The organism is Bradyrhizobium barranii subsp. barranii (genome assembly GCF_017565645.3).
Taxonomy (GTDB): Bacteria; Pseudomonadota; Alphaproteobacteria; order Rhizobiales; family Xanthobacteraceae; genus Bradyrhizobium; species Bradyrhizobium barranii.
Window position 1 is genome coordinate 2,312,585 of sequence record NZ_CP086136.1, and the last position, 11,951, is coordinate 2,324,535.

At 64.2% G+C, this 11,951-nt stretch carries 12 protein-coding genes; 8 read left to right on the forward strand and 4 right to left on the reverse strand.

All coding sequences use genetic code 11. From position 1 onward, the window contains the following. The first annotated feature begins 207 nt into the window (after positions 1–207). Positions 208–1,335, forward strand: a complete 1,128-nt coding sequence (locus J4G43_RS11250) for a threonine synthase (RefSeq protein ID WP_208084831.1) — start codon at positions 208–210, stop codon at positions 1,333–1,335. Positions 1,336–1,521: 186 nt separating this feature from the next. Here J4G43_RS11250 and J4G43_RS11255 read toward each other — a convergent pair whose 3' ends face one another. Then, complete coding sequence (locus J4G43_RS11255; protein ID WP_085398749.1) at positions 1,522–2,337, reverse strand: DUF2927 domain-containing protein; 816 nt, start codon at positions 2,335–2,337, stop codon at positions 1,522–1,524. Between the two features lie 84 nt (positions 2,338–2,421). Beyond that, the gene (locus J4G43_RS11260) at positions 2,422–3,000 is read right to left on the reverse strand and encodes a L,D-transpeptidase (protein WP_063985416.1); all 579 of its coding nucleotides are present in this window, start codon (positions 2,998–3,000) and stop codon (positions 2,422–2,424) included. A gap of 269 nt (positions 3,001–3,269) precedes the next feature. On the opposite strand from J4G43_RS11260, the gene J4G43_RS11265 reads away from it, so the two are divergent. Together J4G43_RS11265 and J4G43_RS11270 are read left to right on the forward strand one after the other, a co-directional pair. Beyond that, a complete protein-coding gene (locus J4G43_RS11265; RefSeq protein ID WP_028151250.1) occupies positions 3,270–4,817 on the forward strand; it encodes an acetolactate synthase large subunit in 1,548 nt (515 codons plus the stop codon). Positions 4,818–4,855: 38 nt separating this feature from the next. Further along, entirely contained in the window at positions 4,856–5,374 is a 519-nt protein-coding gene (locus J4G43_RS11270) for a hypothetical protein (RefSeq protein ID WP_208084832.1), read from the forward strand. Positions 5,375–5,598: 224 nt separating this feature from the next. On the opposite strand, the gene J4G43_RS11275 is transcribed toward J4G43_RS11270, so the two are convergent. Next, complete coding sequence (locus tag J4G43_RS11275; RefSeq protein ID WP_208084833.1) at positions 5,599–7,137, reverse strand: peroxidase family protein; 1,539 nt, start codon at positions 7,135–7,137, stop codon at positions 5,599–5,601. 336 nt (positions 7,138–7,473) lie between these two features. Beyond that, complete coding sequence (locus J4G43_RS11280) at positions 7,474–7,707, reverse strand: DUF3551 domain-containing protein (protein WP_208084834.1); 234 nt, start codon at positions 7,705–7,707, stop codon at positions 7,474–7,476. Between the two features lie 254 nt (positions 7,708–7,961). Here J4G43_RS11280 and J4G43_RS11285 point away from each other — a divergent pair, with 254 nt between their 5' ends. The 5 genes from J4G43_RS11285 (at position 7,962) to J4G43_RS11305 (ending at position 11,918) form a co-directional block, all read left to right on the forward strand. Then, positions 7,962–8,300 (forward strand): hypothetical protein, encoded by a 339-nt coding sequence (locus J4G43_RS11285; protein WP_208084835.1) that lies wholly within the window; start codon positions 7,962–7,964, stop codon positions 8,298–8,300. A gap of 176 nt (positions 8,301–8,476) precedes the next feature. Then, positions 8,477–8,962, forward strand: coding sequence for a hypothetical protein (locus J4G43_RS11290; protein WP_208084836.1), 486 nt, complete (start codon positions 8,477–8,479; stop codon positions 8,960–8,962). Between the two features lie 99 nt (positions 8,963–9,061). Continuing rightward, a complete protein-coding gene (gene greA / locus J4G43_RS11295) occupies positions 9,062–9,544 on the forward strand; it encodes a transcription elongation factor GreA (protein WP_063985411.1) in 483 nt (160 codons plus the stop codon). Between the two features lie 203 nt (positions 9,545–9,747). After that, positions 9,748–11,334, forward strand: a complete 1,587-nt coding sequence (locus J4G43_RS11300) for a tetratricopeptide repeat protein (protein WP_208084837.1) — start codon at positions 9,748–9,750, stop codon at positions 11,332–11,334. Between the two features lie 20 nt (positions 11,335–11,354). Continuing rightward, positions 11,355–11,918 carry a hypothetical protein gene (locus J4G43_RS11305; RefSeq protein ID WP_208084838.1) on the forward strand — a complete coding sequence of 188 codons (564 nt, stop codon included), beginning with the start codon at positions 11,355–11,357 and terminating at the stop codon, positions 11,916–11,918. The last annotated feature ends 33 nt before the right edge of the window (positions 11,919–11,951 follow it).

Genomic DNA, 11,951 nt, shown 5'->3' on the forward strand with positions numbered 1-11,951 from the left:
ACGGGCCGGTCCGGCTCGCCTGGATGCCGCGCCTTCGCCCCGGCCGAACCTTGCTATTCGATCCGCGCGATAGGTCTAAGGATTTGAAATAGTTTTATTTTTTATGTTTTCAAGAGGGTGTCCCGCAAGTTGCGCCACCGCGGTGCCGTGGGCTGGACCGGACCCACATAATCGGACAAATAGGTCGCCTCTCGCCTGGAGAACGCCATGCCCACCGCCAGCTACATCGACCCCCGCAACGGACAGCTCTATCCGCTGGACCAGCCGCGCTGGTGCTCGGACGAGCGCACGCCGCTGCTGGTGACGCCGGGACCAGGCATATCGCGCGCGGACATCGACGGCGCCACGCGCTCGCTCTGGCGCTACCGGGCGGCGCTGCCGGTCGAGATCAAGAAGCTGATCACGCTTGGCGAAGGCTGCACGCCGCTGGTCCAGCAGGACTGGGGCGATTTGCGTCCGTTCTTCAAGCTCGAATGGTTCAACCCGACCGGCAGCTTCAAGGACAGGGGGTCTTCGGTGATGCTGTCGTTCCTGCGGCAGATCGGCGTCGACGCGATCCTGGAGGATTCTTCGGGCAATGGCGGCTCGTCGATGGCGGGGTTAGGCGCCGCCGGCGGCATGCGCGTGAAGATCCTGGCGCCGGCCTCGACGTCGCCGGCCAAGATCGCGCAGGTGCGCGCCTATGGCGCGACGGTGCAGCTCGTCGAGGGGCCGCGCGAGGAGTCGGAGGCCGAGGCCATCCGGCAGTCGAGCCAGACCTTCTATGCCAGCCACAATTGGCAACCGTTCTTCCTCGAGGGCACCAAGTCGCTCGCCTATGAAATCTGGGAAGACCTCGGTTTTCGTGCGCCCGACAACGTCATCGTTCCCGTTGGCGCCGGCAGCAGCCTGCTCGGTTGCGCCTTCGGCTTCCGCGAGCTGCTGAAGGCCGGGCAGATCGCGAAGCTGCCGCGCCTGTTCGCGGCGCAGCCGCTAAACTGCTCGCCGATCGATGCCAGCTTCAAGGCCGGTGTCGACACGCCGGTCGCCCGCGAGGTGAACAAGACCGTCGCCGAAGGCACCGCCATCAAGAATCCGCTGCGCCTGCGCGAGATCATCGGCAGCTTGCGCGAGAGCGGCGGCGGCACCGTTGCGCTGACCGAGGACGAGATCGTCGCCGCGTTGCGGCGTCTTGCGCGGCAGGGATTGTTTGCCGAACCGACCAGCGCCAGCGCGGCCGCTGCGTTGGAAAAACTCTCCGCGGCGGGATCGATCAAGGCGAACGAGACCACGGTCGCGGTCCTCACCGGCACCGGCCTGAAGGCCGCGACCACCGTCGCCGATCTCGTACAATAGAGGCGGAGGAGGCGTTCCGCTTACCCTCCCCTGGAGGGGGAGGGTCGATCGCGCGTAGCGCGAGCGGGGTGGGGTGATCTCTCCACACGGGCAGCGCTTCGGTGGAGAGACTTTCACCCCACCCCGTCTCACGTCGCTGACGCGCCGCGAGCCGACCCTCCCCCTCCAGGGGAGGGTAACGGCATCTCACTCCTTCAGATCATTCACCCGCTTCACCCACGCCCTGACATCGGCGAGCACCTGGGGCAGCACCGCCCTGACCTCCTGCACGGTCATGCCGGGCTTGATGCGGGGATCGTAGAGCAGGTTGAGGATGTACTGGTCGTAGACGTCGAAATAGCCCATCGACACATTGTCGTTGAACATGGTCCACGGCACGCTCGCGGTGTCGTTGATCGGGCCGAGCGATTGCAGCAGTTCCTCATAGGCGCAGTCGAGGAAGGTGAAATCGCCGTTGTCGACGGTGAGGATCACGTCGGAATGCTCGATCTCGAAATTGTCGTTCTTGCGGAAGCCGGACAGGCATTGCGGATCGAGCGAGGTGCGGATCTCGCGCGCCTTCTCCGCGCCGTAGAAGCTGGAAATCGTCCGAAACAGGTCGCGGTCGCGAACCAGCTTCACCCGCACGTTCGCGGCTTCGCTGGTGTCGATCATGGCGATGTCGAGATGCTGTACGCGCCTGCCGATGTCGGCCACGACCTTGGCGAGCTGCGTCTTGCGGTCGGCGCGCTCGCTCTCGGCGTAGACGCGCACCGGCCCGTCGAATTTCCGGATGCGGTCGACGCGGCCGGCGAGGTGGTATTCGGCGCCGAACGCCGTCTTCAGAAAGCCTTCGACGATCTCGCCGTCGGTGAAGCTCTTCTTCTCGGCGCGCTGGCGCGAGGCGATCGCGGGCAATTCGCCCGCGACGGCGATGGTAGCGGTGTCAGGGGCGAACGCGAAAGTGGCGAGCGCCAGCAGGGCGATGCGAAAGCCTGACGAAGGCGGGGCCAATGCGCTCATTGCGTCCCGACGCTGCCGTATTCGGCAGCGACGCACAAGACCGCATATTCACGCGCCCTGCGGGTTCCCGCAGTTCGCCGACGGCTAGTTGTTGAGCACGACCACCTTGGTGCCGACCGAGACGCGGCTGTAGAGATCGCTGACGTCCTCGTTGGTCATGCGGAAGCAGCCCGAGGACACGGCCTGGCCGATCGTCTCCGGCTCGTTGGAGCCGTGGATGCGGTAGAGCGTCGAGCCCAGATACATCGCGCGCGCGCCGAGCGGATTCTCGATGCCGCCCTTCATGTGGCGCGGCAGGTCGGGCCGGCGGGCCAGCATCTGCGACGGCGGCGTCCAGTCCGGCCATTCCTTCTTGGCGGTGATCCTGTGCACTCCGCCCCAGCGGAAGCCGTCGCGGCCGACGCCGATGCCGTAGCGCAGCGCCTGGCCGTTCTGGAGCACCAGATACAGGCGGCGCTCGCTCGTGTTCACCACGATCGTGCCGGGGGCGTAATTGCCGTTGTACATGATGGTGGTGCGGGGGATCGGGCTAGAGCCGCCGCGGAAGAAGCTCGGGCCGAAGCCCATGATCTCGCGCGAGTCGAACCCCTCGGCGAATGCGCCGCCGGCGGTGGCCGACAGCAGTGCGATGGCGGCAATCGGCGCGGCAAAAAATCGGATCATTGTTTCCCCCAGCAAAAAAATCGGATTCAACTGAAGTCACAGGCCATATTTGCGGGCATTTCGCAAGCCACGGGCCCGTGAGGGAGATCATCCTTAACGTTTGGCGTTACCAAACCGGCAACCACGCTAATTTGCCTGAAAGCATTAGCCAAACAAGCGCATCGTCGCGCGGAGCAGGCCAGCGATGCCGGCTATTGCTTTGACGGAGGCGGCGAACAATGATTGATCGAGGGGACATTTGAATATTGCCGGTTGCAGGGAGCTTTGGGATGAACGGTGCGGAAAGCCTGGTGCGGACGATGGTCAAGGGTGGGGTGGATGTCTGCTTCACCAACCCAGGCACCTCCGAGATGCATTTTGTCGCGGCGCTCGATCGCGTACCGGGCATGCGCTGCGTGCTCGGCCTGTTCGAAGGCGTGGTGACGGGGGCCGCCGACGGCTATTTCCGCATGAAGGGCACGCCGGCTTCGACGCTGCTCCATCTCGGCCCCGGCCTGGCCAATGGCCTGGCCAATCTGCACAACGCCAAGAAGGCGAATTCCGGCATCGTCAACATCGTCGGCCAGCATGCGGTCTACCACATCGACTACAACGCGCCGCTGACCTCCGACATCGAGGGCCTGGCCCGGCCGATGTCGTCCTGGGTCCGCACCTCGCCGGACTCCAAATCGGTTGCAGCTGACGGCGCCGCGGCGATCGCCGCCGCCAAGAGCGCACCGCCACAGATCGCGACCCTGATCCTGCCCGCCGACACCGCCTGGAACGAGGCCGATGGCATCGCCGAGGTACCGGCCGAGCAGCAGCGCGCCAGCTATTCGCCGCAGGCGGTCGAGCGGGCCGCGAAGATCCTGCACGGCGACGGCGAGGGTACGCTGCTGCTGATGACCGGCAGCGCGCTGAGCGAACAGGGCTTGGCGCTGGCCGAGCGTATCGCCGGCAAAACCGGCTGCACGGTGATGGGCCCGACCTTCCGTCCCAAGATGGCGCGCGGCCGCGGCCGCTATTCGATCGACCGCATTCATTACGTGATCGAGAACGCGCTGCCGATGCTGGCGAAGTTCCGGCACATCGTGCTGGTCGAGTCCGATGATCCGGTGGCGTTCTTCGCCTATCCGAACAAGCCGAGCATGCTCAAGCCCGAGGGCTGCGAGGTGCATCGCATGACCTCCTGGGGCGAGAATTCGGTCGCGGCGCTCGAAGCACTGGCCGGCGCGGTGAAGGCGAGCGCGAAGGACGTCAAGCCGCAGGCCTTGGCTGAGCTGGTGAAGCCGACCGGCGCGCTGACCTTCGCCTCGATCGCGCAGGCGATCGCATGCGCCATCCCCGAGAACGCGATCATGGTCGACGAATCCCTGACCACCGGCCGCGGCTTCTTCCCGCCGACGGCGGCGGCCGCTCCGCACGACTGGCTCCAGAACATGGGCGGCTCGATCGGCTTCTCCACGCCGCTGTCGATCGGCGCGGCGATCGCCTGTCCGGACCGCAAGGTGATCACCATGGTCGGCGACGGCAGCGCGATGTACACGATCCAGTCGCTCTGGACGCAGGCCCGTGAGAACCTCAACATCGTCACCATCGTGTTCGCCAACCGCATCTACCAGATCCTGCGCGGCGAGTTCGACAATGTCGGCGCCGGCGAGCCCGGCCAGCGCGCCAACGACATGCTGCGGCTCGACCGTCCGACGCTGGACTTCGTCGCGCTGGCGAAGGGCATGGGCGTCCCCGGCCGCGCCGTCACCAATGCCGAAGAGTTCAACAAGGCTCTGGCCGAAGCCGTCGCCGAGCCCGGGCCGCGGCTGATCGAAGTCCAGATGTAGGGCACAGCACCAGGGAGCGCCGAGGGCCGGGGGGCAAGATGCAGACCGAGCTGAACAAGGTGATCGCGGCGCTCCGGGACTTCTACACCCACGAAGGATTCCTGTTCGAGAAGGACGTCGGCGAGCGGGCGATGACGCACCGCTTCGCCGTCTATCTTGAGCGGCAATTCTCCGGCTGGTCAGTCGATTGCAATTACGACCGCCTCGGCGAGCGCACGCTGCACCTGCCGCACGGCACCATCGTCTCCACCGACGATCATCTGGGAAAGTCGATCTACCCCGATGTCGTCGTGCATCAGCGCGAGATTCCGAACAATCTGCTCGCCGTCGAGATCCGCAAGGCGAGCAATCACACCTCGCTCGACCACGACCAGTACAAGCTGATGGCGCTGACCGACGCGCATGTCTGGTTCGCGTACTGGATCGGCGTGCTGCTGGTGCTGGACAGGCAGCATGTGACGATTTCGGAAGTCTATGTCAGCGGCGTCGTTGATCAACCACTGTCGTTATGGTTTGCGGCGCGGCTGGAGGAGATCGGTCTCGGGGCCGCGCATTAGAGCGTCTCCACATCGTCATGGCCGGGCTTGTCCCGGCCATCCACGGCTTGTCACGCAGTGCAAAGAACGTGGATGCCCGGGACAAGCCCGGGCATGACGACCTCTTGTGAATGGTCAAACACGATTGCCCTCCCCCGCATCCGCCTTCGCTGAAGCTACGGCGGACGAGAGGGGGAGGGAACGCACCTCCATCGGGGCGCTAGTCCAGCCTCATCGTATCAAGCTCAGTGCAGCGGATCGCCCTGGCCGAGCGCGTAGGCGACGAGGTCCTTCAGCGCGAAGCCGGAGCCGGTCACCGGCGTCCATTGCGGGTCGAGCGACAGCACGGAGGAATTGTCGCCGAACATCATGCCGAGGAAGACCTCGGCCACGATGCGACCGCCGACGGGGCCGAGCTGCGGCGTGTTGATTCCGGTCGCCGGCGCGCCGGTAGCCGGGATCGTCACCGCGGTCTGGAATTGCCGCGCCTCGGCCAGGATGTAGGTCCAGAGCGGGCAATTGCCGGCAAACACCCCGTTCGCGATGGTCGCGATCCCAGTTTGCGGATCGCCCGCGCCGGGCTCGTCGACGGCCTTGCCGATGATGATCTGATCATCCGTCAGCGGCGTCAGGTTCATCGCCTTGGCGACAGCCTGGCCCGAGGGCAGGCCGAGCCGCCAGCTGCGCTCGAGATTGCGCAACGCCAGCGACGACGGATTGGACGCGACCTCCGGTGGCAGCTTGCGCAGCGGATCGACCAGCGAGGCGTCGATGCGGTAAGCGAACTGCAGCCGCTTCTTGTTGTCGGGATTGGTGTCGTCGTCCTCGACGCCATAGGGGCGCGCGTCCAGATCGATGAAACGGCCCCAGTCCATGGCGCGTCCCGGGCCCATGGCGCGGAAGCCGGTCAGCGCGTTCTTGTCGGGATTGTGGGGGTCGGGGAAGATCTGCAACAGCATGTTGTCCGCATCGTTCAGCCGATAGCCGGGGCGGATCATGGAATGGCCGAGACGGTAGGCCGCAACCGAGAATTCGACCGGCATGAACGGATAAGTCTTCCAGTGGTAGTGGGCGAGCTTGCTGCGGTCGTACTGGCCCGCGGTCTTCAGCTCGTCCAGCACGCTGGCGTGGACGATGCGCGGCAGGAAGTCGTTCAGCACGACGTATTGATAATGGAAGCGGACGCGCTGCTGCACGTCCTCGAACGACAGGCTGTCATTGTCATCGACCATGCGGTTGTGAAAGCGCAGCATCAAGGCCTGGAACTGCGAGACGATGCTGTTCTCGTCGTTGCGGGGGTCGCCGATCAGGGCGCGGCCTTTGAAGCGCGGCAGGTCGCTGGCATCGGGTACGCCCGCGCCGGTCAGCTTCTCGCCGAGCCGGAACTTGATGCCGTCATACATGTAGGGCTGATCGTTCGGACCACGACCGTAGAGATTGTCCAGATCGAGCGACGGCGTGCGGAAGTCGACGAGCCCGTCGGGATCCTGCTGCTTGGTCAGCGAGCTGACCGGATCGAAGGTGATGTCGTGGTCGATGAACTGGCCGAAATAGGTGTAGAGCGCGGGAATGCCGCTCTCCTCCGCGTCCGGCCCGTCCTTCGGACCATCGAAGTCGGCGACCATCTTGTCGGCCAGCGCCGAAAGGTTCGCGACATTGTCGGCGTCGTTCGGACCGAATTTCGCCGGCGTGAGCTTGCGGAACATGCGTCCGAAGCGGCCCTGGGAAAGCGGCGAACGCGTTGCGTTCAGACCGCGCGGAACAATGCTGTGGCGGCTGCTCATTGAAAACACCTCCCTGAAAAGTCATGACGTGCAACGAATAAAGCTAAAGTTGTTCGCAGTAGAATATGCAGGTCACGCTAGATCAGGCGATTGGGTGCCACAAGCGATCTGCTTCACACGCTGCGCGACATCGATGATGTTCCGAAAGGGAGCGTTGCGAACAAGCTGCGGTCGCGCTTTGCAAATTTTTCCCGGAGCGATGACGGATAACATTCTCGTCATCGGCATGCGCGAGCGGCTTCGCGCAAGTGAGTTCGCCGGACTGTCGGCGAAGTGGATCGTCTTCACGCAATAAGTGTGGCGGCGTGCGCGTCATGCGCGCACGCCGCGACGTGTTCAGTAGGCGTACTGCTGCGAGAACGCGTAGCGCGGATTGATGCCGCAAGAGGCCGACGTGCCGGAGGCGGAGGCGAGGCACTGCTGATAGCTTGCGAACTGGCAGTTGCCGGGATAGCCCCACATGCGTCCCTGCAGGCAATATCGATCGTTTGCAGGATGTGCCTGGGCGGCCGGGGATGCTACGGCGACCAGGGCGGCGAACGATGCGAGAGTGAGGATGATGCGACGCATTTCAATCTCCTTCGAGAGCGGGTGGACGGGAACGTCAGCGAGCCGGGCTCGTCTGAGGCATGTCATGCCTATCTTGGTGTCGGCGGAATGCCGTGCGTTCGCGACATGGCACATCATGACGCAGCCGGCGGCCAGCAATGTGATCTACGCCACAGTTCGCGGTGGGGGTCCGGGCCTATCGTGAGCAGACTTGTATGCGTCGATCCCGGAGAACCAGGCTTGTCTCATTCGGATCAGGTATTTTGGAGGTTCTAATGCAAAGGTCATATTTGCTGGCTACGACAGCAGCGCTGGCGCTTCTCATGCAAATACCGCTCGCGCTGGCCCAGAGTGCGCCGGCCGCCGGTGGAACCGCAGCGCCTGCCGCGACAACCACTGCGCCGGCAGCGACGACGACAACGCCGACCGCGACCAGCGACACCTCCAGCCAGCCCGCCGACTCCAAGAAGAGCGCGTCGAAGAAGCCGGCGAAGAAGAAGATGACGCGGCAGCAGGAAATCGATCATTCGGTCGACCGCGGCACCGTGCCCGCGCGCTACCGCAGCTCTGTGCCCAGGCAGTACCAGCAGTACATTCCGTTCGATAAGAAGTGACGGATCTCACGGCGGCGCGACGTGACCGGACGTCGGGCCGCCGGTGTCATCGTGTGACGGCCTTGGCGTGACGGCCGGTCTTGGCGTGAGGCCTTAACCAAGCGGAATCCGGCCATACATCCCCAGTGGCGGTCTGCGAGAGCGGTGCTAGAGTAGGCCGAAGCCCGGGGGGAGAAATGAGCGACGACGTGAAGGATGCTGGCCTTGTGGCCATGATCAGCAGCATCCTGGGAGGCAACAAGCGCGCAGACAGCAGTGCTCCGCCGCCGCTCACCGAGGTTCCGCCGACAGCGCCGACGAACGGGTTCGACCTGATCGAGCCGTCCACCCCCGATCCTGCACCGGCCGAACCCGACGATGCGCCCGATGCCGTGCCGGCTGCCGCGAAGCCGGTCGAGCGGCCGGCGAAAATCACGACGACGCCTGATGGCAAGAAGTTGCTTCCTGCCGAGGCGATTGCCGATCTGGTGCTTGGCGAGCTGCGCAAGCTGGAGAATTTTCCGGCGACCGGCGCCTCCGTCACGGTCTACGGTTACAAGCACTGGAACGCGATGATCACCTTCGCGCCGTTCTCGACCACGTTCCAGAACGCGACGCGGTTCCGCCAGGCCGTACCGGACCTGGTCTTCAAGCTGCGCCGTTTCGTCGAACTTGAGATATAGTCCGGGACAATCACCGGCTGCTGTTCGACCCGATTCCCCGCTCTGGGGCGCGGGACGAGGCGCGAGCGGGTGCCCGAAACAGTTCGACAGGATCTTGATTTGAGCGTCGCCTTTACCAAGGAAGAAAGCGCCGAAACCGCGTCCGAGACGCTGCTGCCGGATCGCCCGATCTCGCCGCATCCAAACCTGGTGACGGAAGCCGGCTTGCAGGCGCTGCAGGCGCAGCTTCGCGAGGCGCGCGAGGCCTATGAAGCCGCGCAAGCCATCGAGGACGTCAACGAAAAGCGCCGGCAGTCGGCGGTGCCCTTGCGCGATGCTCGCTATCTGACCGAACGGCTGCGCACGGCGCAGGTCATTCCCGATCCGGCGTCGACCGATGTCGTCGCCTTCGGCAGCACCGTGACCTTCAGCCGCACCGACGGCCGCGTGCAGACCTATCGCATCGTCGGCGAGGACGAAGCGGATCCAAAGGCCGGATCGATTTCGTTCGTGGCGCCGGTTGCGAAGTCGCTGATCGGGAAGGCGGTCGGCGATGTCGTGGGTTCAGGCGCGCAAGAGATCGAGATTCTGTCGATCGCGTAGGGATGCGATCTGAGGCCTGCATGGTGGGCGCGTGAGGATCCAACTCCGACGGCTCTGGCTTCGGATTGGTTGCGCCAACTCCGATCGCGTCACTGGGTCAGTTGCGCTGCCGCGATTCACTTCGCTGTTCAAAAGCCGCGAAGGTCATATAGTGAGGGGGTATCAAGACCAATTCATTGCGTGTCAGGCCAAGGGAGCGATCCATGCGGAAGTCCCTATACTTCGTCATCGCAGCCGGTCTCGGCCTATCAGGACCACAAGCTCTGGTCGCGCAAGACGATGTAGATCAGCAGCTCGGCAGCGTTCATTTCCAGACCTCTTGCAACGATGTGGCCCAGCGTCGTTTCGATCGCGGGATGCGCTATCAGCATTCCTACTGGTACGCCAACGCCAAGGAGATCTTCGAGGAAGCCATCAAGGCTGACCCGACATGCAGCATGGCCTATTGGGGCATTGCGCTCACCTACATGGACAATCCGCACAATGCGATTCCAAGGCCGAACCTCGCGCCAGGCCTCGCCGCGATCATGAAGGCCAAGGAGATCGGCGCCGCGACCGAGCGCGAACGCGACTACATCGATGCGCTGATGGTGATGTATGCCGACTACGACAAGATTCCTCACGTCCAGCGGATGCGCATGCTGCGTGACGCGCAGGCCCGCGTCGCGGCAAAATATCCAGACGACGACGAAGCCCAGATCGCCTACGCCATTACGCTCAATACGTCGGCGGATCTGAACGACAAGACCTATGCGCAGCAAATTAAAGGCGCGGCGATTCTCGAGCCGATCTCCAGGCGGCTGCCGATGCATCCGGGCGTGACGCATTATCTGATCCATCTGTACGACTACCCGGCGCTGGCGCAGAAAGGGCTCGATGCCGCCAATCGTTACGCCAAGATCGCGCCGGCCGCGCCGCACGCCCAGCACATGCCCTCCCACATCTACACGCGCGTCGGCTATTGGAAGGAATCGATCGACTCCAACGTCGCTTCCGTGAAAGCCGCGATGGCCGAAAAGTCGGTCGGCAACTACCTGCATGCGCAGGACTACATGGTCTATGCTTACCTGCAGCTCGGCCAGGACAAGCAGGCGCGTGCCGTCATCGACGACATGATCAAGGAGACCGACTTCAAGGCGACGGTCGCGGCGGCAGACTACGCGCTGGCGGCTTCGCCGGCGCGTTATGCGATCGACCGTGGCGATTGGGAGGGGGCCTCGCAGCTGCCGGTCAGGCCGAGCAACCTCAACTTTGCGATGGCGGTAACGCATTTCGCCCGGGCTCTCGGCGCGGCGCGCTCCGGCAAACCGGAAGCCGCCAAGGCCGAGATCCAGAAGCTGGCGGAATTGCGCGACAAGTTGCAGGACGCCAAGGACAATTATTGGTCCGGAATCGTCGACATCCAGCGTCAGGTCGCCGTCGCCTGGGTGCTTTACGCCGAGGGCAAGTATGACGAGGCGCTCAATGCGATGAGTGCCGCGGCGGACGCAGAGGACAAGACGGAAAAGCACGTCATCACACCCGGACCGCTAGCGCCGGCGCGCGAGCTTTACGGCTTCATGCTGCTCGATCGCGGCATGGCCAAGGAGGCGCTTGCTGCATTCGAGGCAACCAAGGCGAAGGAGCCGAATCGCTTGCACGCGTTCGCGGGAGCGGCCAAGGCGGCCGAAGCCCTTGGTGACAGGGAAGCGGCACGACAGAACTGTCAGCAGCTCGTAACGCTGACGGCCAGTGCCGATTCAGAACGCCCCGAGGTCGCGGCGGCGAAGCAATACCTCGCCAGCAACTGAGCCGGAACGAGAACGGTGGAATGATGAGAAGGGCAGCCGCCATCGCCGTCGCAGCAATCTCGCTGGGAAGCGCGCTGGCGGCCTCGCTCGTGTGGCTCCATGTGCCACGGCATGCCGCCGCAAATTCCGCCACGCCGGTGTGGCACGAGGTGACTTGGCCGTTCTCGATCGACCAATGGGGCAAGGGAAAGGCGTTCCGCTGCAAGGCCGCCGACTGCGGCGTCGAGGTGACGCTGTACCTGCGTGCCAAGATAGGTTTTTGCAATTGCACGACGGGCGTCGCCGATGACGAGGACCTCGATCGCATGGGCGATACCGTTCTCCTGGGCGAAGTCTCTCCACGCGGTTCCGGCCATCCCATCAGGATTGCGTCGATGAACGGTCGCAGCCGCGCCTACACGCTCAACTCACGTGGCGCTCCCGGCAAAACGCTGGTGTCGGTCGTCTACAACGAGCGTTGCGACATGATCGCAGCGACCGCTGTCACTGGCTCCGATCGGCCGGAGACCATCGAACCCCGCGTGATCGAGTTTCTGGGCGGCAGCACCGCGATGCACTGGGCTGAGGTCACACTGGGTCTGTGATCGACTGCACCTTCCCGATCGGCGGGCATTTCA